Genomic DNA, 23,144 nt, shown 5'->3' on the forward strand with positions numbered 1-23,144 from the left:
TCTCCTGTATTTATGTAATGAGGCGCGGCTCTCGCGGTCGCTGCCTGCGCAAACGCCGCGTCAAGCGGCTGAGGGTGGCGCCGGAAAGTCGCGGATCACGCGATCGGGGGATTCTTCATACGGGGGCGTGTAGATCACCAGCAGCCGGGCCGGTTCGTCGCTCGTCACCGTGAAGACGTGGGGGATGTCCGGGGGGAAGTAACAGCAGTCGCCGGGGCCCATGTCGGCCCATTCGTCCTGCACCTGCGCGCGGGCGGTGCCCGAAATCAGGTAACAGACCTGTTCGATGCCGGGGTGTGCGTGCGGCAGGGCGCCTTTGCCCTTTTCGATCACCCCCAGCAACACTTCTACGCCGCGGGCGCCGACGGTCTCCGGGCTGATCAACCGGCGGTTGAGGGTGCCGGTGTGATTGGCGGGGCTGTAGCCCGGTACGTCGGCTTCACGCACCAGCCATTTGGGAGTCGAACGCTGCGTCATGTCTCTTCCTTTTATTTTCCATACATGAATTTATTTTTACGTATGAAAAAAACATGGGCAAGCACTTTTTGCCCGCGGATACCGTGCCGCGCCCTAGGGGATTAGGGAAAACACCGGGCGCACACTGCTAAAATCGCAGGCTGATTTCCTTTCGCGAACCCGCCTCATGTCTTCTGTCCGCACGCCTGACGCCGCCGCCAACCTGTCCGATTGGCTGCAGTACCTGGAGTCCATCCACGCCACCGCGATCGACATGGGGCTGGACCGGGTGCGCCAGGTCGCGGACCGCATGCAACTGACGCTGCCCGGCATCAAATTCGTGGTCGGCGGCACCAACGGCAAGGGTTCCACCTGTGCCATGCTCGAGGCCATCCTGCTTGCGGCTGGCTACAAGGTGGGCCTGTACACCTCGCCGCACCTCATCGACTTCAACGAGCGTGCCCGCGTCAACGGCCAGATCGCCTCCGACCAAGACCTCATCACGCAGTTCCAGGCCGTCGAAGCCGCGCGCGGCGATGTGTCGCTGACTTATTTTGAATTCACCACGCTGGCCATTCTGCGCCTGTTCTCGCAGTCTCGGCTGGACGCGGTGGTGCTGGAAGTCGGCCTGGGCGGACGCCTGGATGCCGTCAACATCGTCGATGCCGACGTCTCCATCGTCACCAGCGTCGACCTGGACCACACCGACTGGCTGGGCGACACGCGCGAAAAAATCGGCTTCGAAAAAGCCCACATCTACCGCAGCGGCCGGCCGGCCATCTGCAGCGATCCCGTCCCCCCGCAGTCGCTGCTGGATCACGTCGAAGCCATCGGTGCAGATCTGTGGCTGTTCGGACGCGACTACAACTATTCCGGCGACCGCCAGCAGTGGGCCTACGGCGGTCGCGAACAGCGCCGCAGCGCGATGGCCTATCCGGCGCTGCGCGGCGCCAACCAACTGCTCAACGCCTCGGCGGCGCTGGCCGCGCTGGAATCCGTGCGCGATCGCCTGCCCGTGCAGCAGCAGGCCGTTCGATTGGGGCTGTTGCAGGCCTCGCTGCCGGGCCGCTTCCAGATCCTGCCGGGTCAGCCCACGGTTATCCTCGACGTCGCGCACAACCCGCACGCCGCCGCCGTGCTGGCGCAAAACCTCGACAACATGGGCTTTCATCCCTACACCCACGCGGTGTTCGGCATGCTGAACGACAAGGACCTCGCCGGGGTGGTGGCCAAGATGGGCTCCCGGATCGATTACTGGTATTGCGCCGGCCTTCCGGGACCGCGCGGCACCGCCGGTCAGGCGCTCGCGGATCAGGTCGCGGCGGCGCTCCCGCCGCTGCCCGCCGGCAGCGAATCCCCCGGCATCCAGGCCTACGCCGATCCCGCCCAGGCCTTTGCCGCAGCGCGCGAACGGGCAGGGGAGAATGATAGAATCGTGATATTCGGATCGTTTCTCACCGTAGCCTCCGTTTTGCAGGCTCTGGGTCGCAAGGCATAGGCAAATCGGGCCATTCGCGTCATGGCGGCCCCGCCGCCTCAATGCCGCAAGGCGCCGCAAGGAATTCTCTTCCATGGGTTTTTTCAAACGCAAAGATCCCGCCGAGCAGGCGCAGACCTCCAAACGGGCTGCCGTGCCAAGCGAGGTCCAGGCCGCCGAGTTGCGTGGCCGCGCGCGTCGCAGGCTTGCGGGCGCAGTAGCGCTGGTGCTGGCAGCCGTCATCGTCCTTCCCATGGTGCTCGATTCGCAGCCCACGCCGGTCGACGACAACATTCCCATCAAGGTGCCGGAACGCAATACGCCGTTCCAGCCGCAGGTCTCCGAACCCCAGGCCGCCGCACCGACCGAGCCTTCCGCGCCCACCGACCCTGCCGCCGTTCCCACGCCGCCTGGCGTGACGTCCGTGCCGCCGGTGGCCGCCGCGTCCAACACGCCGCCTGCTACGACACACACCACGCCGCCCGCCACGCAGCCGGCCACGCCTGCCGTGCCGCCGGTCACGCCGCCCAAGCCCGAGGTCAAACCCAAGCCCGAGCCGGCCAAGCCCACGACGCCGCCCAAGCCCGAGACGCGCTCGGACGACGGCGCGCGCGCCCTGGCGCTGCTCGAAGGCCGTAACGCCCCGGCGTCCGCGCCCAAGCCCGACACGCCCAAGCCGGCTGCCTCCAAGGGCAACTTCGTGCTGCAGATCGCCGCGTACACCACGTCGGAAGACGCCCAGTCGCGCCGCGGCAAGCTGCATCAGGCCGGGGTCACCAACGCATTTGTCGAGCAGGCCACCATCAATGGCAAGCAGCAGTACCGTCTGCGCGTGGGCCCGTTCCCGTCGCGCGAGGCGGCTCAGGCGGCTCAGGCGCGGTTGCGCACGCTGGGCTATGACAATGGTTTCATCGCCGCCCAATAGTGACCGGCTTCGACTTCGTCGTGCTGGCCATCCTGGCGGTATCGGGTGTGCTGGGCCTGGTGCGCGGCCTGCTCAAAGAGGTGCTGTCGCTGGTCGCCTATCTGCTGGCCTTCGTGGCCGCGATCTGGTGGGGTCCCACGGTCTATACCTGGCTGGAGCCCTATATTGAAACGACGCTGCTGCGCATGGGAGTCTCCTACGCGGCGGTGTTCATTATCGTGTTGCTCGGCGTGGGGTTGGTCAATATGACGCTTGCCGCCCTGATCCGCAGCACCGGACTCAGCCCGGCCGATCACGGCCTGGGCGGAATGTTCGGGCTGGCCCGTGGTCTATTGATTGTGCTGGCGCTGGTCGCCGCCGCAGGGTATACGCCGCTGCCGCAAGAGCCATGGTGGCAGGACGCCATGTTTTCGCATTCGGCCATCGAGGCCATCAAACATATCAAGACGTGGCTGCCGCCAACCCTGGCGACGTGGCTGCCGTACTGATTAGCTTCAAATCAACCAGGAAATCTCACCATGTGTGGAATCGTAGGGGTCATCGGGCGCGGGCCGGTCAACCAGCTGCTCTATGACAGCTTGCTGCTGTTGCAGCATCGCGGGCAGGACGCCGCGGGCATTGCGACGTCGCAAGGCAACCAGTTCAATATGTACAAGGCGCACGGCCTGGTGCGCGACGTGTTCCGCACGCGCAACATGCGCGCGCTGCCCGGCACGTCCGGCGTCGGCCAGGTCCGCTACCCCACCGCCGGCTCCAGCGCCAGCGAAGAAGAGGCCCAGCCATTCTACGTCAACGCCCCGTTCGGCATCATGTTGTCCCACAACGGCAACCTGACCAACTGGCGCGAACTGCGTGAATCGCTCTATCGCGTCGACCGCCGCCACATCAACACGAACTCCGATTCCGAAGTCCTCCTGAACGTGCTGGCGCACGAGCTGCAATCGGCCGCCAACGGCGTGTCGCTGGACGATGACGCGATGTTTCGCGCGGTTGCCGCCCTGCACAAGCGCGTGCGCGGCGCCTATGCCGTCGTGGCCCAGATTTCCGGTTACGGCCTGCTCGCCTTCCGCGATCCCAACGGCATCCGCCCGCTGTGCATCGGCCGCCAGGAGACCGAAGAAGGCGTGGAATGGATGGCGGCCTCGGAATCCGTGGCCCTCGAAGGCAGCGGTTTCACCTTCGTGCGCGACGTCGAGCCTGGCGAAGCCGTGTTCATCGACCTGGACGGCCGCATGGTCGCCCGCCAGTGCGCCGACAACCCCCAGCTCGTGCCGTGCATTTTCGAGTACGTCTACTTCGCCCGCCCCGATTCGATGATCGACGGCGTGTCGGTGTACGACGCGCGTCTGCGCATGGGTGAATACCTGGCCGACAAGGTTGCGCGCAACATGCGCCTGGGCGACATCGACGTCGTCATGCCGATTCCCGATTCCTCGCGCCCGGCCGCCATGCAGCTGGCCGCACGCCTGAACCTGGACTACCGCGAAGGGCTCATCAAGAACCGCTACGTGGGCCGTACGTTCATCATGCCGGGCCAGGCCGTGCGCCGTAAGTCGGTGCGCCAGAAGCTCAATGCCATCGGCATGGAATTCAAGGGCAAGAACGTGCTGCTGGTCGACGACTCCATCGTGCGCGGCACGACCAGCCGCGAAATCGTCGACATGGCCCGCGCAGCCGGCGCCAACAAGGTGTACTTCGCCTCGGCCGCGCCTCCGGTGCGCTTCCCCAACGTGTACGGCATCGACATGCCCACGCAAAGCGAACTGATCGCCACCGGCCGTACGGACGAGGAAATCGCCCGCGCGATCGGCGCCGACAGCCTGGTCTACCAGGACCTGCACGACATGCAGCAGGCGGTTCGCGACATCAACCCCAAGCTGACGCGCTTCGAGGCCTCGTGCTTCGACGGCCAGTACATCACCGGCGACATCACGCCCGAGTACCTGGCCCGCCTGGGGCAGTCGCGCTCCGAGCCCGGCAAGGACGAAGACGCGGGCGGTCTGCGCTTCAATATGGGCTACACGTCCGACGACGCCTGATTTTTCCCGGCGTTTCGCGCAGACAAAAATGCCGTCCCTCGGGACGGCATTTTTTTCGCCGACGGGGCAGCACCGCAGGCAATGGCTAGCCCTGCGCTTCCCATAGCGGCGTGCGCGTGGCCTCCAGATGCGTGAGGTACAGCCGCAGGTCGAACTCGTACTGATGGTAGTGCGGCTCCATGCGCAGGCACATGTTGTAGAACGCCTTGTTGTGGTCCTTTTCCTTCAGGTGGGCCAGTTCGTGCACGGTGATCATCTTCAGGAATTCCGCGGGCACGTTCTTGAACAGCGTCGCCACCCGGATCTCGTGCTTGGCCTTCAGCTTGCCGCCCTGCACGCGCGAGATATAGGTGTGCTGGCCCAGCGCATGCTGGATCACGTGGATCTTGCTGTCGAAGGCCACCTTGTTGATCTGGTCGCCGTTGCGCATGTAGGCGTTCTTCAGGTCCGTCACGTACTGGTACAGCGCCTTGTCGGTGCGCACTTCGTGCGCGCCACCCGGATACCGGGCAAGCAGGGCCGCGCCCAGCTTGTCCTGGTCCAGCAGCTTCTGGGCTTGCGCCAGCAGCGGCTCCGGGTAGCCGGTCAGGAATTTCAGGGTCTGCACGGATCGAAGCGGCCGGCTCAGGCGTGGCCGCGCCGGAACACCACCGGCAGGGCCATGAAGAACAGGATCACGAATAGCGCCAGGCTCCACAGGGCGTACTCGACGCCCAGCACCGGCACCTTGGCGTCCATGCAGGTGGCATAGATGCCGAACAGCGGCGGAATGGCGCTTTCCAGCCCGATGCCGGTCATGAAGCGGTCGGCAAACGTCTGGTCGCACGACAGCATGTTGGCGGCAACGCTGTACTGATACCAGGCGGCTACGATGCCGGACAGCGACAAGAGGGCAGCAAGAAAGCCGCAAATGCGCGTCAGCGCGCGTCCGCCGCCAAAGCCGCCGATCAGCGCGACGACGCCGATCACCAGATAGATCAGGCGCTGCATCACGCACCAGGCGCAGGGCGGCATGTCGAAGACGTGCTGGGAAACGAGGGCGATGCCCACCGCGCCGAAGGAGAAGAGGGCGATCAGGCGGAGCAGGCGTTCTGAGCGAGAGGTCATTGTTGCGTTGGAATGAGTTGGACGAAGCCGGCGCGGCGGCCGGACTTGCTTAGGCCTTCGGGACGGGAATTGGTTGCATCACCTGCGTCAGCACGCTCAGGAGCAGCTCCCGCGCGCCTTCCCAAAAAATCTGCACCCCCAGGCACAGCATGATGAAGGCCGATAGCCGCATGAAGACCGCCGTGCCGTTATCGCCCAGGCGGTGCAGCATCTGCGCGGCAAAGCGCAGGCAGACGTAAAGCGTCAGGGACACGACGATGATGCCGGGAATGGACCCCGCCAGCCGCACCAGGCTCCATGCGTGGTTCGTGTCCCGCAGCGAGACGCCCACCGTGATGGCGGCCGCGATGGAGCCGGGGCCGCAACTGATGGGGAAGGTCAGCGGATAGAACGCGCGCGCCTTCGCCATCTCGGGCGTGAACGATTCGGCCATGCGCGCCACCCGCTCGGTGTCGGCATCCGGCGAGTTCACCAGCCGCCAGGCGCTGGCGATCACCAGCATGCCCCCGCCCACGCGCACGATGGACAGCGAGATGCCGAAAAAACTGAGGAGCACGTTGCCCGCCACCATGGCCACGATCAGCATCAGGCACACGTTGATCGCGACCCGCTTGGCCAGCACCACCCGCGTGGCCGAGGACGCGCCCTCGGTCAGCGAAAGAAAGATGGGGGCGATCGCAGGCGGATTCAGGAACGGCAGCAGGGTGGCCAGCGCGAAGAAAAAGCTGCCACCGAAAATGCGCAGATAGTCGTTGAGCTGCATGTGAGCAAGCATCGCCTGGCCGAAAACCCGGATTGTATGCGGTCCGGGCCGGGTCTGGCGATGCCGGGTCAGGCAGCGCGCTGCTGGGCCTCGTCGCCCGACAGCGCGTCAAGGATGTCGCGTTCGAACTGCATCTGGCTGCGGGGGCGCGCCAGTGCGGATCCATCCACAATGAACACGTCTTCCACGCGGTCGCCCAGCGTCATGATCTTGGCCATGAGCAGGTTGATCTCGTGACGCGCAAAGACGCGCGCCAGGGCGTGCAGCAGCCCGGGGCGGTCGGTCGCCGTGACGGACAGGCGCCATGACGTGCTGCGCTCGTCCGGCTGCAGTTCGGCCTGGGGCATGACCGGAAACACGCGAGACACGCGGGATTGCCGGCCACGACCGTACCAACCGCCGCGGCCGGGCTGGGCCTGCGCGGCCGCCTGCGGATCCTTCAGGCGTTCGGCAAGCTCGTGTTCGACCAGCGTGGCCTGCGCCCGCAGGTCGCTGGCGCCCTCCGGCAGCAGAACGATGAAGCTGTCCAGCGCCCAGCCATGGCGGGTCGTGTGGATGCGCGCGTCCTGAATGGACAGCGACTTGGCGTCGAAATAACCGCAAATGGCGACAAATAGATCGGGGGCGTCGCGCGTGTAGACCATGATCTGCAGGCCTTCGCCCTGCTCGGTGGGGCGCGCCTTGACCACGGCTTTGGCCGGCGCAACCTGGTGGTACAGGTGGCGCGTGTGCCAGGCGATGTCGGACGCGTCATGGCGCAGGAAATACGCCACGTCGAGCTGATTCCAGAACGCCTCGCGCGCGTCGTCGCGCAGGCCCGCCAGCCGGGTCAGCCGCGCTGCTTCTTCCTTGCGCTCGGCCAGCACGGTGTGCGCGTCGGCGTGGGCGCCGCCCAGCGCCGCCAGCGTCAGCTTGTACAGGTCTTCCAGCAGCTTGCCCTTCCAGGCGTTCCAGACCTTGGGGCTTGTGCCGCGAATGTCGGCCACCGTCAGCAGATACAACGCGGTCAGATGGCGCTCGTCCTTCACCGTGGCGGCGAATTCCTGCACGACGTCCGGATCGGACAGGTCGCGCTTTTGCGCCACCGCCGACATCAGCAGATGCTGACGTACCAAAAACTCGACCAGTTTCGCGTCTTCAGGGTCCATGCCGTGATCCGCTGCAAACTTGCGCACTTCGCGCGCACCCAGTTCGGAATGGTCGCCGCCACGGCCCTTGGCGATGTCATGAAACAGCGCCGCCACGTACAGCAGCCAGTGCCGGTCCAGGCCGGCGATCAGCTGGCTGGCCAGCGGATATTCCTGCGCGTGCTCGGGCATGGTGAATCGGCGCAGGTTGCGCACCACCGCCAGCGTGTGCTGGTCCACCGTATAGGCATGGAAAAGGTCGTGCTGCATCTGGCCCACGATGCGGCGGAACACCGGCAGATAACGCGGCAGGATGTTCAGCATGGTCATGCGCCGCAGTTCGTGCACGATGCCGCGCGGCTGCTGCAGGATCTGCAGGAACAGCTTGCGGTTGACCGGGTTGCGGCGGAACTGCGCGTCGATGCGGTGACGAGAATGCCAGATGGCGCGCAGCGTGCGCGCCGACATGCCGGTCAGCTCGGGGTGCTGCTGCATCACCAGGAAGGCGCGCAGCAGCAGCGTGGGATTGCGCTCGAAGCCGTCGTCCCGAATGATGTCCAGGCGGTCGCGCAGGTTGCGGAGATCGTCATCGATGTCGCGCGCGTCGCTGTCGGGGCGCGGGAACAGCCGTTCCTCGATGTTCTGCACCAGGATGCCGTTCAGCTGCGTCACGAGCCGCGCCGCCCAGTAGTAGCGCTGCATCAGCAGTTCGCTGCCCCGTCGCGTGGCGGTGGCGTGGATGCCGTAGACCTCGGCTAGCGCAGGCTGCAGATCGAACAGCACCCGGTCTTCGCGACGGTTGGCCAGCAGATGCAGTTCAATGCGCAGGCGCTTGAAAGCCTGCTCGGCCTTGCGCAGGTCGCGCGCCTCGGACGAGGTCAGCAGCCCCGCCTGCGCCACCGAGCGCCAGTTATTGCCGAAACCGGCAGCGCGCGCCATCCATAGAATGACTTGCAGATCGCGCAAGCCGCCCGGCGATTCCTTGCAATTGGGCTCCAGCGCGTACGGGGTGTCGTGGTAGCGCGCATGGCGCTGCTGCATTTCGACGCGCTTGGCCAGAAAAAACGCCTGCGGATCAAGCCGGGACTTGGTCGCGGCATCGAATTTGCGCATCAGCACGCGGCTGCCGGCCAGCCAGCGGGATTCCAGCAGCGCGGTTTCCACGGTGATGTCCGCGTCCGCCTCGCGCTCGCAATCCTCGATGGTGCGCACGCTGTGGCCGGGCTCCAGTCCCAGATCCCACAGCGAAGCCACCAGTTTTTCGATCGCGCTTTCTTCGTCCGGCGTCGGGGCGTGGGGCAGCAGGATCAGCAGGTCGACGTCGGAATGGGGGTAGAGCTCGCCACGGCCATAACCGCCTACGGCAGCCAGCGTGGCGCCGATCGGCAGCGGACAATGTTTGACCAGATCCCGCAGGGCGGCATCCACGATGCGTCGCAATTCGGTCAGCAGGATGTCCGGCCGTTCGTGTTCCCGGAACTGGGCCACCGCGGCCCGCCGGGATTCCTGGATGCGTTCGCGCAGCTTGGTAAGGATTTCGGCGGTCATGGGTGGCTGCGGGCTTCAGACGGCGGGAATGACGATGGGTTCGGTGATGAACGCGGGCGGCTGGGGCATGCCGGGCGAGAGGGTCAGGACCTCGTAGCCGGTTTCCGTCACGCAGACGGCGTGTTCCCATTGCGCGGACAGGCTGTGGTCGCGGGTGACGACGGTCCAGCCGTCGGCCAGTTGGCGGATCTCGCGGCGTCCGGCGTTGATCATGGGCTCGATGGTGAACAGCATGCCGGTCACCAGCTTCACGCCCGTGCCGGGCTTGCCGTAGTGCAGCACCTGCGGGTCTTCATGGAAGCGTTCACCGATGCCGTGGCCGCAGAATTCGCGCACCACCGAGAAGCCGTTCGATTCGGCGTGCTTCTGGATCGCATTGCCGATGTCGCCCAGCGTGGCGCCATTCTTGACCTGCTGGATGCCTTTCCACATGCACTCGAACGTGATGTCGGACAGGCGCCGGGAGAGAATGGACTGCTCGCCCACCGCGTACATCCGGCTCGTGTCGCCAAACCAGCCGTCCTTGATGATGGTGACGTCGATGTTCAATGAGTCCCCGTTTTTCAGGACCTTGTCGCCCGGGATGCCGTGACACACCTGATGGTTGACCGAGGTACAGATGGCGCCGGGGAAGGGCGGGTAGCCCGGGGGCGCATAGCCGACCGTGGCGGACTTCACCTTGAGCTCGTCGGTCAGGTATTCCAGGCACAGGCGGTCGAGTTCGCCCGTGGTGACCCCCGGCTTGACGTGCGGGGTGATGAAATCGAGAACTTTGGCGGCGTCCTGGCAGGCGGCGCGCATCTTGGCCAGGTCGGCCGGATTGGTGATTGTGCCCATGGAATGCTTGCGACGAGTCGCTTGAATGTCTGCTTGAAAGAATAGTAGAATTATAGGCTTCCCTAAAAATTTGGGGAGCAATCGGGTTACCGGCAAGAAGAGTCAGGACAAGAACATCCGTCAGGGTGGGAACATCCGGGCTCCCAGCCAAACCCGGCGGGTGCTGGCCTTTGGGTCCAGAGCACAGGTCTAGAGCAAAGGTTCTAGTGCACGCCCGGCAGGATATCTGGTTTCGCGCGGTTCTTTCTTGAGATCCCGCGGCAAGCCCTGAAGTTTCACCGCAAGCGAAGGTTGTGGAGCGAATTCGGGCAGGCTGCTGGTGTTGAGGAAAAAGTGGGCGACAAGCGGAGATCCGGCTGGATGCGCTTAGGGCATGAAGCTTTTGGCATGGCGCTTGGGGCATGGATGCTGACACTGGCTGGGCGCGGTGTGCTTGCAAGCCCGGAAGTGTTTTCGAGCGGCGATGCAGGTTCGGTATGGGCGCTGGATTAAGTTCTTGGAATCGTGCTTAGAAGCGTGTGCTGAAAAGCGTGTGCTGAAAAGCGCCTCCTGAAAGGGGTCCTTAAGAACTGCCACAGCGGCCTGATGCGCGGGCGGGCCTAGCGGCCACGTTTGCGAAGAACTGGATTTCGCCGCCAACAAAACAACTCCGGGTGCGTCTCGAAGAAACTTCCAGGAAACTCCTGGAGTGTCGGACAGGCGCAATGCAAGTCTCTTGTCGTGTGGCGGCCGTCTGGGTTTATCGCGGCAGCGTAGTAGAAGTCGTTAAAGGCGCGCCGCTACAGGCAACACGCCTGGAGCGTCGTAGTTATTGCGGCAGTGATCGGCCGGCCCGGTTAAAATTTTTGTCATCCCGCGTTTTTGCGGGAAATCGCGCGCAACACCACCCAGGGTGTCAGCAGGATGCTGATGCAGGTGCGGCGCAAGAAACCAACCCTTGGAGAATTAAATGTCTTTGATGCGCGAAATGCTGGAAGCGGGTGTCCACTTTGGTCACCAGACCCGTTACTGGAACCCCAAGATGTCGCAGTACATCTTCGGCCACCGCAACAAGATTCACATCATCAACCTCGAAAAGACGGTTGATAAGTACCAGGAAGCCACCAAGTTCGTGAAGCAGCTGGCTGCTCGCGGCGGCAACATCCTGTTCGTCGGCACGAAGCGCGCCGCTCGCGAGCTGGTCGCCGCTGAAGCCGCCCGTTGCGGCATGCCCTTCGTCGACGCCCGCTGGCTCGGCGGCATGCTGACCAACTTCAAGACGGTCAAGACCTCGGTCAAGCGCCTGAAGGACATGGAAGCCGTTGTCGCCGAAGGCGGCGCCGAGCGCATGATCAAGAAGGAAGGCCTGCTGTTCCAACGCGAACTGGACAAGCTGAACAAGTCGATCGGCGGCATCAAGGACATGAACGGTCTGCCTGATGCCATGTTCGTGATCGACGTCGGCTACCACAAGATCGCCATCGCCGAAGCCAAGACGCTGGGCATCCCCGTGGTCGCCGTGGTTGACACCAACCACTCGCCCGAAGGTATCGACTACGTCATCCCCGGCAACGACGACTCGGCCAAGGCCATCGCGCTGTACGCCAAGGGCATCGCCGACGCCGTCCTGGAAGGCCGCGAGCAAAACCTGAACGGTCTGGTCGAAGAACTGGGCGAAGGTCAGGAAGAGTTCGTCGAAGTTCAAGACAACCAGGCCTAAGCCGGTTGTCATGTCCGGCGGGTAAGGTCTGGAAGCGGTGCCGAAACCGGCCCGTTTCCGCCCCGCCGGCGCTGCGAAGCTGGGCTCCCATCTTCCAGGCCCGCCCAGTGCGGGCGTCCCATCGAATCAAATCACAGCCCCGGCCCGCCGGGGCGTGTCTTAGCAAAATTTGGAGCAAACATGGCTGAAATTACCGCTGCCCTGGTCAAGGAACTGCGCGAAAAAACTGACGCGCCCATGATGGAATGCAAGAAGGCCCTGACGGAAGCCGAAGGTGACCTGGCCCGCGCCGAGGAAATCCTGCGCGTCAAGCTGGGCAACAAGGCCAGCAAGGCTGCTGCCCGCGTCACCGCCGAAGGCCTGATCGGTCTGTTCATCTCCGCCGACGCCAAGAAGGGCGCCGTCATCGAAATCAACTGCGAAACCGACTTCGTCGCCAAGAACGACGACTTCGTCGGCTTCGTGAACAAGCTGGCCGAACTGGTCGCGACGCAGAACCCGGCCGACGTCGCCGCGCTGTCGGCGCTGCCGTACGGTGAAGGCACCGTCGAAACCACCCGCACCGCCCTGATCGGCAAGATCGGCGAAAACATCTCGATCCGCCGCTTCGAGCGCATCGAGACCGCCAACTCGCTGGCCAGCTACGTGCACGGCGGCAAGATCGGCGTGCTGGTCGAATACACCGGCGCCGAAGAAGTGGGCAAGGACCTGGCGATGCACATCGCCGCCACCAAGCCCAAGGCCCTGAACGCCGACGGCGTGAACCCGGCCGACATCGCTGCCGAGCGCTCGGTTGCCGAGCAGAAGGCCGCTGAATCCGGCAAGCCGGCCGACATCGTCGCCAAGATGGTGGAAGGCTCGGTCGTGAAGTTCCTGAAGGAAGTGACGCTGCTGTCGCAGCCCTTCGTCAAGAGCGACAAGCACACGGTCGAACAGCACCTGAAGGAAAAGGGCGCGTCGATCAGCAAGTTCGTGCTGTTTGTCGTCGGCGAAGGTATCGAGAAGAAGACCAGCGACTTTGCCGCTGAGGTTGCCGCCGCCGCCGCTGGCGCCGCCTGACCTCTAGGTAGTGCTTAAAGGCCGGCGCTAGATTAAATTCTAGTCCGGCCTTTTTCGCCGCATGGGCCCCCAAAGGCAGACGCCTCGGGGGCGCCCAACCCGCCTCGCGGGCGCGGCGCTGGGGGTCAACCCCATTCTTGACTTACACTTTCGTCGGATTGTTCTTCGGGATATCACCTATGAGCAGCAGGGCATACAAACGGGTTCTTCTCAAACTTTCCGGCGAGGCGCTGATGGGCGACGATGCATTCGGCATCAATCGCTCCACCATCGTCCGTATGACCGATGAGATCGCTGAAGTCGCCGCCACGGGCGTCGAACTGGCCATCGTCATCGGCGGAGGCAACATCTTCCGTGGCGTCGCCCCGGGTGCGCAGGGCATGGACCGCGCGACCGCCGACTACATGGGCATGATGGCCACCATCATGAACGCGCTTGCGCTGCAGGACGCGCTCAAGCACAAGGGTATCGACACCCGGGTACAATCCGCGCTGAATATCGATCAGGTCGTCGAGCCCTACATCCGGCCGAAGGCTTTGCGCTACCTCGAAGAGGGCAAGGTCGTGATCTTCGCCGCGGGCACCGGCAACCCCTTCTTCACCACCGATACGGCTGCGGCACTGCGCGGCGCCGAGATCGGCGCGGAGATCGTGCTGAAGGCCACCAAGGTGGACGGCATCTACAGCGCGGATCCCAACAAGGATCCCACCGCAACGCGCTACGCGCGCATCAGCTTCGACGAGGCGATCGTCCGCCGTCTGGAAGTCATGGACGCCACCGCGTTTGCGCTGTGCCGCGACCAGAAACTGCCGATCAAGGTGTTTTCGATCAATAAGTCCGGCGCGCTCAAGCGAGTCGTGAGCGGCGAGGACGAAGGCACGTTGGTACACGTTTAAAGAAAAGGAAATTCCATGAGCGCAGCAGAAATCCGCAAATCCGCCGAGGCCAGAATGGCCAAGTCGCTTGATACGCTCAAGACCAACCTGGCCAAGATCCGCACGGGCCGCGCCCACACCGGCATCCTGGACCACGTGCAGGTCGAATACTACGGTTCGCCCGTGCCGGTGGGCCAGGTCGCCAACGTGAACCTGGTCGACGCCCGCACCATCAGCCTGCAGCCGTACGAAAAGCACATGGCCGGCCCGATCGAAAAGGCCATCCGTGAGTCGGACCTGGGTCTGAACCCCATCTCCATGGGCGACACGATCCGCGTGCCGATGCCCGCGCTGACCGAAGAGCGCCGCCGCGACCTGACCAAGGTCGTGCGCAGCGAAGGCGAAGACGCCAAGATCGCGGTGCGGAACCTGCGCCGCGAGGCCAACGAAGCGCTCAAGAAGCTGGTCAAGGACAAGGAAATCTCCGAGGACGACGAGCGTCGTTCGCAAGATGACGTCCAGAAGCTGACGGATCGCGCCGTCGCCGACATCGACAAGATGGTCGTCCAGAAAGAAGCCGAAATCATGACCGTATAATCCCAGCACGCCACGAGGCGCCGCATTGCGGCCCGCCTGGCGTCAGGATTTCATTGCACATGCGCCGTCCCGTCCATTGCCTCGCGGTACTTCCTCGTAGCGATGGAATCGACGGCGCAGGTTTTTTCCCGTATTCGTCTTTTTCGCCGGTCCGCCGCGCGCAGTCCCCAAACTAATGGCAACCAGTTCGACTCAGGCGGTCCCCGATATCCGTGACATCCCCGAGCACGTCGCCATCATCATGGATGGCAACGGACGCTGGGCGACGCGGCGCCTGCTGCCTCGCACTGCCGGGCATGCCAAGGGCGTGCAGGCCGTCCGGCGCGTGGTCGAGGCCTGCGGACGCGCAGGCGTGCGCTACCTGACGTTGTTCGCGTTCAGTTCCGAGAACTGGCGTCGCCCGGCCGAAGAGGTCTCGCTGCTGATGCGCCTGTTCGTGCAGGCGCTTGAGCGTGAAGTCGGCAAGCTGCAAGAGCAGGGCGTGCGTCTGCACGTGATCGGCGACCTGAGCGCCTTCGAGCCGCGCCTGCGCGAGCTCATTGCCGCTGCCCAGGAACGCACCGCGCACAACGACCGGCTGCACCTGACTGTCGCCGCCAACTACGGCGGCCGTTGGGACATCCTGCAAGCCACCCGAGCCATGCTGGCGGCCGAGCCCGACCTCGCGGCGCACCCTGACCGGGTGGACGAAGAGCGCCTTTCCAGGCATCTTTCCATGGCATGGGCTCCCGAGCCCGACCTGTTCATCCGCACCGGCGGCGAACAGCGCATTTCCAATTTCCTGATCTGGCAGATGGCGTACGCGGAGTTCTACTTCACGGATCGCTATTGGCCGGATTTCGGCGCCAATGAACTCATGGCCGCCTTTGATTGGTACCGCACGCGCGAGCGCCGCTTCGGCCGCACCAGCGCCCAAGTCAGCGAAGCCGCCGCCAAATAGGCTGATCGCGACGCGCGCGTCTTTCCAGGCAGCACAAGAGGAGACCGTCACATGCTGGGCCAGCGTATCGTTACCGCCGTCGTTTTGTTGGCCATTCTGGCCGCCGCCATGGCGAGCGCCAATCCATGGTGGTTCGTCGCGTTGCTGGCCCTTGCGGCCGCCTGCGCCAATTGGGAGTGGCTGCGCCTGACGCTGCCGCAACCGCCATCCCCCGTCATTTCCATCGGCGTCGCCGTGCTGCTGTTCGCCGGCATGCTGGTGCTGACCTCCGCCTGGCTGGCGGGCGACCGTAGCGGCGCCGGCGATCCGGGCTGGGTGCTGCGCTACCTGGTTCCTGCCGTCTCGGCCGTCTGGCTGTTTGGCGGCGTGACCGCCGTGGTGCGCGGGCGTTCCGATGCGCCGCCGGCCAGCCTGGCCTGGTCGGTCTTCTCCGTGCCGGCCGCGTTTGCCGCCTGGGCGGTTCTGGCCCAGATGTACGTCGCGCGCGGCGCGGTGTTCGTCGTGTCCCTCCTCGCCCTCGTCTGGGTGGCTGATATTGCGGCATATTTTGCCGGCCGGGCCTTCGGCAAGCGTAAACTGGCTCCGCGCGTGAGTCCCGGCAAGACCATTGAAGGCGCCATTGCCGGCGTCCTGGGCGCGGTGGTGTGGATTGGCTTGTCCAGCCTGTGGGACGGCACCTTCGGTCATGCCCTGGTCGAACGCTGGACCTTCTGGCTTGCGTTGCCGATCGCCGCTGTTCTGGGCGTGCTGTCCATTGTGGGAGACCTGTTCGAATCGCTGCTCAAGCGCCGCGCGGGCCGCAAGGATTCCAGCACGCTCTTGCCTGGCCATGGCGGTGTGTATGACCGCATCGATGCGATCCTGCCCGTCGCGCCGTTCGCGCTACTTTTGTCTGGAGTCTTGTTTTGACGGCTTTTCAACGTGTCGTCGTGCTGGGATCAACCGGATCCATCGGTGAAAGCACGCTGGACGTAATTGCTCGCCACCCGGAGCGGATGGCGGTTTATGCGTTGTCGGCGCACAGCCGGATGCAGCGCCTTGCCGAGCAGGCGCTGGCCAGCCGGGCCGCCGTCGTGGTGGTGCCCGACACTGCCGCCCGTCAGAAATTCATCGACGCGTGGCCGGGCGGACAGCCCATGCCCGAGATCCGCGTCGGCGCGCAGGCGCTGGCCGACACGGCCGCGGATCCCCAATGCGACGCCGTCATGGCCGCCATCGTTGGCGCCGCAGGCTTGCCGTCTGCACTGGCCGCCGCGCGTGCAGGCAAGCGCGTACTGCTGGCCAACAAAGAGGCGCTGGTTGCCGCCGGCACGCTGTTCATGCAGGCAATCCGCGATAACGGCGCCGAACTGCTGCCTATCGATAGCGAACACAACGCCATCTTCCAGTGCTTGCCGCACCAAGGTCGCGCCGATGCGCCGCATAGTCCGGCAAAGGGTGTGCGGCGCCTGTTGCTGACCGCGTCGGGCGGCCCGTTCCGCGGGCGCGATCTCGAAGACCTCCACGACGTCACCCCCGAGCAAGCTTGCGCCCATCCCAATTGGAGCATGGGCCGCAAGATCTCCGTCGACTCGGCCACCATGCTGAACAAAGGCCTGGAAGTCATCGAGGCCCATTGGCTGTTCGCAATGCCCGCCGATCGGATCGACGTGGTGGTGCACCCGCAGAGCGTCGTGCATTCGATGGTTGAGTACGACGACGGCTCCGTTCTCGCGCAGTTGGGACAGCCCGACATGCGCACGCCCATTGCCTACGGCCTTGGATTCCCCGATCGCATCGAGAGCGGCGTCGGTCCGCTGGACCTGACCCGCCACGGCCGGCTCGACTTTGAGAAGCCGGATCTGACCCGGTTTCCCTGCCTGGCCCATTCGTTCGCCGCAATGCGGGCGGGGCAGGGCGCCTGCGTGGCGCTCAACGCCGCGAATGAAGTTGCGGTCGACGCCTTCCTGGAAGGCCGGCTTGCCTATACCTGGATTCCGCGGGTCATCGAGGCGGCGCTCGAGTGGCAAGCGCGGCAGGCATCTGTTACGCTCAGCAGTCTTGACGACGTACTTGCGCTTGACGCCGAGGCGCGCGCCTTTTCGGGCAACCTCGGACTGGCCTGATAGCGGGCCGCGCATGCCTCTGATTTCCTAGATTCCGACCCCATGCTTTTCACCCTGCTGGCCTTTGCCGTAGCGCTTGGCTCACTGATCATTTTCCATGAGCTTGGGCACTATTGGGTTGCCCGCCTGTGTGGCGTGAAGGTCCTGCGTTTCTCAGTCGGCTTTGGCAAGGTCATCCTGCGCCGCACCGACCGGCACGGCACCGAATGGGCGGTTTCCGCGCTGCCGCTGGGCGGTTACGTCAAGATGCTGGACGACGCGCCGCCCGGGGCTTCGCCCGCCGTGGCGGCGTCGGCATTCAACACCAAGCCGGTCGGGCAGCGCATCGCCATCGTGGCGGCCGGTCCCATCTTCAATCTGATCCTTGCGGTGTTTCTGTATGCGGGCCTGAATATGGCCGGCACCGAGGAGCCCGTCGCCATCATCGCGCCGCCCGCCGCCGAGACGCCTGCCGCCCGCGCGGGTCTGCTGGGCGGCGATCGCATCCTGGCCATCGACGGCCAGGAAGTCGCATCGTGGTCCGACGCCCGCTGGCGCCTGATGGACGTGATGTCCACCGGTGGGCGCGCCAGCATCGAGGTCAGCACCCCGTCCGGCGCCGTTCAGCAGCGCGAACTCGACCTTCCCCCCAACACGATGGACCCGGCCGAGGGCGACCCGCTCGCCGCCGCTGGTGTTCGTCTGGCTCAACCCAAGCCCGCGGTGCGCGCCGTGATCGACGGCGGTGAAGGGCAGGCCGCGGGCCTGCGCGCCGGCGATCTGGTCGTGGCCGTGAATGGCCAGCCGGCCCCTGATACCGGCGCACTCGTCAAGCAGATCCAGGAAAGCGCCGGGAAGCCGCTTGCGCTCACCGTGGTGCGCGACGGCGCCAGCATCACCCTGAACGTCACGCCTCGCCCCGAAGTCGTCAACGGCCAGGAGATCGGCCGCGTCGGCGTGCAGCTGGGCGGCAACGTGCCGATGGTGACGGTGCGCTATGGCGTCTTCGATAGCCTGTGGCGCGGCGCCGTCCGCACCTGGGATACCGCCTGGTTTTCGCTGCGCATGATGGGCCGGATGGTGACGGGCGACGTGTCGTGGCGCAATGTCAGCGGGCCGGTCACGATCGCCGACTATGCCGGCCAGACTGCCCGGATCGGCATTGTTGCGTATATCGCCTATATCGCATTGATCAGTATCAGCCTTGGCGTTTTAAATTTGCTTCCCATTCCTATGCTGGATGGTGGCCATCTGCTGTACTATCTCGTCGAAATTGTGCGGGGCAGCCCCCCGCCTGCCAGATGGATCGACATCGGACAACGCGCTGGCATAGGCATATTGGCAAGCCTTATGGGGCTTGCGCTGTTCAACGATTTCACGCGTTTGTTCACTTGAACGCGATTTAGCATAAAATCCCCCGCCATTTGCACGACCGAGGATACTCAAGGATGTCTTTTCGCCGGATGTTTCAACACAAAAAGGGTGTACTGCCGGGTCTCGTTGCCGCCGCATTGATGTTGCCGGCCTTGGCCCACGCCTTCGAACCCTTTGTCGTGCGGGATATCCGCGTAGAGGGTATTCAACGAACCGACGCCGGCACCGTCTTTGGTTATCTTCCTGTCAAAGTCGGCGAGAAATTCACCGAAGAAGAAGCCACCGAAGCCATTCGCCGCTTGTATGGCACGGGCTTTTTCACCGACGTTCAGATCCAGACGGACAATAATGTCGTCGTCGTGGTCGTCCAGGAACGTCCGACCATCGCCTCCGTTAATTTCAACGGCATGCGCGAGTTCGACTCCAAGGCCATCACCACGTCGCTCGCCCAGGTCGGTTTTGCGGAAGGCCGCATTTTCGACCGCTCCATGCTCGAGCGCGCTGAATACGAACTGAAACAGCAGTATCTGTCCAAGGGCAAATACGGCGTCGAAGTCACCTCCACCGTCACGCCGCTGCCGCGCAATCGCGTCGGCGTCAGTTTCGATGTGTTCGAGGGCTCGGTCGCCCGCATCCAGGAAATTCGTTTCGTCGGCAATAAAGCCTTCTCGGAAAGCGATCTGCTGGACGAATTCAAGCTCACCACCCCAGGCTGGCTGACCTGGTACACGGATACCGACAAATACTCGCGCGAAAAGCTCGAGGGCGACCTCGAACGCCTGCGCTCGTTCTACCTGGATCAGGGTTACCTTGAGTTCTCGGTCGAGCCGCCGCAAGTCACCATTTCGCCGGACCGCAAGGATATCCGCATCACGATCACCGTCCATGAAGGCGAGCCCTACAAGGTGCGCAGCGTAAAGCTGGCGGGCAACCTGCTGGGCCTGGACAAGGAAATCAACGACCTGGTGCAGATCAAGGCTGGCGAGACCTTCTCGGCCGCCAAGACCAACGATTCCGCCAAGGCGATCACCGACTACCTGGGTGAACTGGGCTACGCGTTCGCCAACGTCAACCCGAACCCGCAGCTCGACCGCGCCAAGCACGAAGCCGACCTGACCTTCTACGTTGATCCGAGCCGCCGCGTCTATGTGCGCCGCATCCAGATCGGCGGCAACACCCGTACCCGCGACGAAGTCGTGCGCCGCGAAATGCGCCAGCAGGAAGCCGCCTGGTACGACGCCGCCGACATCAAGACTTCGCGCGACCGCGTCGACCGCCTGGGCTACTTCAGCGACGTCAACGTCAAGACCGATCCGGTCCCGGGCTCGCCCGACCAGGTCGACGTCAACGTCGACGTGAAGGAAAAGCCCACCGGCATGATCAACCTGGGCGTGGGCTACGGCTCGTCCGAAAAGGCGATTCTGTCGGCTGGCATCAGCGAAGACAACGTCTTCGGCAGCGGCACCAACCTCACGCTGCAACTGAACACCAGCAAGACGAACCGCGCGGTGGTGCTGTCGCACACCGATCCGTACTGGACCAAGGACGGCATCAGCCGCACCACGTCCGCGTACTACCGCGTGACCGAGCCCTGGAACAACAACGACGGTGACTACCGCGTCAAGGCCATGGGCCTCGGCATGAACTTCGGTATCCCGATCTCGGAGTATGACCGCGTCTTCCTGGGCGCCAACTTCGAACGCAACCAGATCGACCTGTACAACAACTCGCCGGCGGCCTACGAGCACTTCGTCGACCAGTATGGCGATTCGACCAATTCGGTGATTTTCAGCGCCGGCTGGTCCAAGGACACGCGTGACAGCGCGCTGGCGCCGACCAAGGGTTCGTACACGCGCCTGAAGGCCGACCTGTCGACCGTCGACCTGCAATACACCATGCTGACGGCGCAGCAGCAGTACTACGTGCCGCTGGGCGGCTCGTACACGCTGGCGCTCAACGGCATGGTTGATTGGGGCCGGAGCTACGGCAGCAACGATTACCCGGTCATCAAGAACGTCTATGCCGGCGGTATCGGCACCGTCCGCGGCTATGAAGGCTCGTCGCTGGGTCCGCGCGACGTCAAGACGGGCGACTACCTGGGCGGCACGCGCCGCATCGTGGCAAACGCGCAGCTCTACCTGCCGTTCCCGGGCGCGTCCAAGGACCGCACGTTGCGTTGGTTCATTTTCAGCGACGCCGGTCAGGTGTCGGCAGGCAGCGGCCTCTCCTGCACGGGCGGCCGGGACAATACCGAGGTCGAAGATCCGTGCGGCTGGCGTTTCTCGGCGGGCGTGGGCCTGTCCTGGCAATCGCCGATGGGTCCGCTGCAGTTGTCTTATGCGCGGCCGCTCAATTCCAAGCCGGGCGACGACAAGCAAAGCTTCCAGTTCCAGATCGGGACCGGATTCTAAGCGAGGCGTTACTCTTGAAAACAAGGGCAGGGCCCACCGGCCCAGCGTCCTTGCTGTTTAGTGGCACAATACACACTTTGGCTTTGCCTTACTGGAAGGTGAGATTTTCATGATGTCTGATTTCGCACTTAAATCATCGAAGACGCTGGGCGCGAAGCGCCGTGGCAAGCTGGGCGGCTCCATTGCCCTGGTGGGTGCGCTCATTCTCGGTTCGGCTGCCGCGATCCCCGCCCAAGCGCAAAACACCAAGATCGGTTTCGTCAATACCGAACGCATCCTGCGCGAATCGGGTCCGGCCAAGACTGCCCAGAGCAAGATCGAAGCCGAATTCAAGAAGCGCGACGACGAACTCCAACGCCTGAACAACAGCCTGCGCTCGCAAGCCGAGAAGTTCGACAAGGACGCCCCCGTCCTGTCGGAATCCGACCGCGTCAAGCGCCAGCGCGAACTGGCCAACCTGGACACCGACCTGCAGCGCAAGCGCCGCGAATTCCAGGAAGACTTCAACCGCCGCCGCAACGAAGAATTCTCGGGCATCGTGTCCAAGGCCAATGACGCCATCAAGCGTATCGCCGAACAGGAAAACTACGACCTGATCATCCAGGACGCAGTGACGGTCAACCCCCGCATCGACATCACCGACAAGGTGATTCAGAGCCTGGGCAAGTAAAGCGATACCCGTCTAGTCATGCCGGTTTTACTGGATCTTGCCCGCGCGCCGACACTCGAAGCAATGTTGAGCGCCGCCAATACCCAGGGTATGGACTGGCGTATCAGTGCGGTTCCCGGCGCAGACCCCATGCGGGTCTGCGGCATCGGGACCCTGTCTTCGGCCGGTCCTCAGGAAATCTCTTTCCTGTCCAACCCCCGCTATCAAAGCCAGCTTGGCGCAACCGGAGCAGGGGCGGTCATCGTCTCTCCCGACGTCGCCGAGGCGCTTGAGGCCCAGGGCACCGACCGGCCGCCGTTCGCATTGGTCGTCTGCAAGCATCCCTATCTGCTTTACGCGCGCGTCGCGCAGTGGTTTGACACTGCCCGCAGACCCGCCTTGCCCGCAGATACGCATCCCTCCGCCGTGGTCGCGCCAGACGCCATCATCGAAGAGGGTGTGCGCGTCGGCCCCAATTGCGTCGTCGAAGCTGGCGTGCGCATCGGGCGCGGCACTGTGCTGGGTCCGGGTTGCGTCATCGGCGCTGGTTCGTCCATCGGTCCCGACGGCCGGCTGCATGCCAACGTCACGCTGTACGAAGGTGTGAAGATCGGCGCCCGGGTCATCCTGCATAGCGGATCGGTGCTTGGCGCCGACGGCTTCGGCTTTGCGCCGGATCCTTCGCTGGGCAAGGGCGCCTGGGGCAAGATTCCGCAGTTTGGCGGCGTGTCCCTTGGCGACGACGTCGAAATCGGCGCCAACACCACCGTCGATCGAGGCGCACTCGAAGACACCGTTCTGGCTGACGGCGTGAAGCTCGACAACCAGATCATGATCGGCCACAACTGCCGCATCGGCGCGCATACCGCGATGGCGGCGTGCGTCGGGGTGGCAGGCTCCACGACCATCGGAGAGCGCTGCACCATCGGTGGCGCCGCGATGCTTTCGGGTCATCTGGTGCTGGGCGACGACGTGCATATCTCGGGCGGCACGGCTGTGACGTCCAATATTTCCAAGCCTGGCCGCTATACCGGGGTCTTCCCGTACGCGGAGCATGGCGAATGGCAGCGCAACGCCGCCGTAATACAACAGTTGGCGCAGTTGCGCCGCCGTTTGCGCACGCTGGAAAAGGACTAGGGCGCGTTCGCCGCCCTGGCGCGCGCGCGCCGCCACCTTA

21 protein-coding genes are annotated in these 23,144 nt (G+C 64.3%); 15 read left to right on the forward strand and 6 right to left on the reverse strand.

Annotated elements, in window-relative coordinates; genetic code table 11:
* Positions 1-60: 60 nt before the first annotated feature.
* A complete protein-coding gene (locus MHZ91_RS10900) occupies positions 61-477 on the reverse strand; it encodes a cupin domain-containing protein (RefSeq protein ID WP_175121941.1) in 417 nt (138 codons plus the stop codon).
* 166 nt (positions 478-643) lie between these two features.
* Here MHZ91_RS10900 and folC point away from each other — a divergent pair, with 166 nt between their 5' ends.
* The 4 genes from folC (at position 644) to purF (ending at position 4,897) form a co-directional block, all read left to right on the forward strand.
* Positions 644-1,954, forward strand: coding sequence for a bifunctional tetrahydrofolate synthase/dihydrofolate synthase (folC, locus tag MHZ91_RS10905; protein WP_175121940.1), 1,311 nt, complete (start codon positions 644-646; stop codon positions 1,952-1,954).
* 73 nt (positions 1,955-2,027) lie between these two features.
* Positions 2,028-2,858 carry an SPOR domain-containing protein gene (locus tag MHZ91_RS10910; RefSeq protein WP_175121939.1) on the forward strand — a complete coding sequence of 277 codons (831 nt, stop codon included), beginning with the start codon at positions 2,028-2,030 and terminating at the stop codon, positions 2,856-2,858.
* Positions 2,858-3,346 carry a CvpA family protein gene (locus tag MHZ91_RS10915; protein WP_175186107.1) on the forward strand — a complete coding sequence of 163 codons (489 nt, stop codon included), beginning with the start codon at positions 2,858-2,860 and terminating at the stop codon, positions 3,344-3,346. The genes MHZ91_RS10910 and MHZ91_RS10915 overlap by 1 nt, the downstream gene beginning before the upstream one ends.
* A 30-nt stretch (positions 3,347-3,376) precedes the next feature.
* Positions 3,377-4,897, forward strand: coding sequence for an amidophosphoribosyltransferase (gene purF / locus MHZ91_RS10920; RefSeq protein ID WP_175121937.1), 1,521 nt, complete (start codon positions 3,377-3,379; stop codon positions 4,895-4,897).
* 85 nt (positions 4,898-4,982) lie between these two features.
* On the opposite strand, the gene MHZ91_RS10925 is transcribed toward purF, so the two are convergent.
* The 5 genes from MHZ91_RS10925 to map all read right to left on the reverse strand — a co-directional run bounded on the left by MHZ91_RS10925 (position 4,983) and on the right by map (position 10,279).
* On the reverse strand, positions 4,983-5,504 hold the full coding sequence (locus MHZ91_RS10925; protein ID WP_239213582.1) for a YgjP-like metallopeptidase domain-containing protein: 522 nt from the start codon (positions 5,502-5,504) through the stop codon (positions 4,983-4,985).
* A 17-nt stretch (positions 5,505-5,521) separates the two neighbouring features.
* The gene (locus MHZ91_RS10930; RefSeq protein ID WP_175121935.1) at positions 5,522-6,004 is read right to left on the reverse strand and encodes a disulfide bond formation protein B; all 483 of its coding nucleotides are present in this window, start codon (positions 6,002-6,004) and stop codon (positions 5,522-5,524) included.
* Between the two features lie 49 nt (positions 6,005-6,053).
* Positions 6,054-6,767 carry a MarC family protein gene (locus MHZ91_RS10935; protein WP_056570280.1) on the reverse strand — a complete coding sequence of 238 codons (714 nt, stop codon included), beginning with the start codon at positions 6,765-6,767 and terminating at the stop codon, positions 6,054-6,056.
* 68 nt (positions 6,768-6,835) lie between these two features.
* Positions 6,836-9,442, reverse strand: a complete 2,607-nt coding sequence (locus tag MHZ91_RS10940) for a [protein-PII] uridylyltransferase (protein ID WP_239213584.1) — start codon at positions 9,440-9,442, stop codon at positions 6,836-6,838.
* Between the two features lie 15 nt (positions 9,443-9,457).
* On the reverse strand, positions 9,458-10,279 hold the full coding sequence (map, locus tag MHZ91_RS10945) for a type I methionyl aminopeptidase (protein WP_175121933.1): 822 nt from the start codon (positions 10,277-10,279) through the stop codon (positions 9,458-9,460).
* Positions 10,280-11,228: 949 nt separating this feature from the next.
* Here map and rpsB point away from each other — a divergent pair.
* From rpsB to lpxD, 11 genes are all read left to right on the forward strand, one after another.
* The gene (rpsB, locus tag MHZ91_RS10950) at positions 11,229-11,978 is read left to right on the forward strand and encodes a 30S ribosomal protein S2 (RefSeq protein ID WP_175121932.1); all 750 of its coding nucleotides are present in this window, start codon (positions 11,229-11,231) and stop codon (positions 11,976-11,978) included.
* 180 nt (positions 11,979-12,158) lie between these two features.
* Positions 12,159-13,037, forward strand: coding sequence for a translation elongation factor Ts (tsf, locus tag MHZ91_RS10955; protein WP_092582300.1), 879 nt, complete (start codon positions 12,159-12,161; stop codon positions 13,035-13,037).
* Between the two features lie 179 nt (positions 13,038-13,216).
* Positions 13,217-13,933, forward strand: a complete 717-nt coding sequence (gene pyrH, locus MHZ91_RS10960; protein WP_054425864.1) for a UMP kinase — start codon at positions 13,217-13,219, stop codon at positions 13,931-13,933.
* 15 nt (positions 13,934-13,948) lie between these two features.
* Positions 13,949-14,509, forward strand: coding sequence for a ribosome recycling factor (gene frr / locus MHZ91_RS10965; protein ID WP_056316760.1), 561 nt, complete (start codon positions 13,949-13,951; stop codon positions 14,507-14,509).
* Between the two features lie 175 nt (positions 14,510-14,684).
* Positions 14,685-15,449: a polyprenyl diphosphate synthase gene (gene uppS, locus MHZ91_RS10970; protein WP_175121931.1), complete on the forward strand. Its 765-nt coding sequence runs from the start codon at positions 14,685-14,687 to the stop codon at positions 15,447-15,449.
* A 51-nt stretch (positions 15,450-15,500) separates the two neighbouring features.
* Entirely contained in the window at positions 15,501-16,358 is an 858-nt protein-coding gene (locus tag MHZ91_RS10975) for a phosphatidate cytidylyltransferase (protein WP_175139162.1), read from the forward strand.
* Positions 16,355-17,554, forward strand: a complete 1,200-nt coding sequence (locus tag MHZ91_RS10980; RefSeq protein WP_175121929.1) for a 1-deoxy-D-xylulose-5-phosphate reductoisomerase — start codon at positions 16,355-16,357, stop codon at positions 17,552-17,554. Before MHZ91_RS10975 ends, MHZ91_RS10980 begins: the two co-directional genes overlap by 4 nt.
* Positions 17,555-17,596: 42 nt before the next feature.
* A complete protein-coding gene (gene rseP / locus MHZ91_RS10985) occupies positions 17,597-18,928 on the forward strand; it encodes an RIP metalloprotease RseP (protein WP_239213586.1) in 1,332 nt (443 codons plus the stop codon).
* A 53-nt stretch (positions 18,929-18,981) separates the two neighbouring features.
* Entirely contained in the window at positions 18,982-21,318 is a 2,337-nt protein-coding gene (bamA, locus tag MHZ91_RS10990; protein WP_175121927.1) for an outer membrane protein assembly factor BamA, read from the forward strand.
* Between the two features lie 109 nt (positions 21,319-21,427).
* Complete coding sequence (locus MHZ91_RS10995; protein ID WP_175121926.1) at positions 21,428-21,988, forward strand: OmpH family outer membrane protein; 561 nt, start codon at positions 21,428-21,430, stop codon at positions 21,986-21,988.
* Positions 21,989-22,006: 18 nt separating this feature from the next.
* Positions 22,007-23,104 carry a UDP-3-O-(3-hydroxymyristoyl)glucosamine N-acyltransferase gene (lpxD, locus tag MHZ91_RS11000; protein ID WP_175139166.1) on the forward strand — a complete coding sequence of 366 codons (1,098 nt, stop codon included), beginning with the start codon at positions 22,007-22,009 and terminating at the stop codon, positions 23,102-23,104.
* Positions 23,105-23,144: the final 40 nt, after the last annotated feature.

This window comes from Achromobacter sp. ACRQX, from assembly GCF_022346505.1.
Lineage (GTDB): Bacteria > Pseudomonadota > Gammaproteobacteria > Burkholderiales > Burkholderiaceae_B > Achromobacter > Achromobacter animicus.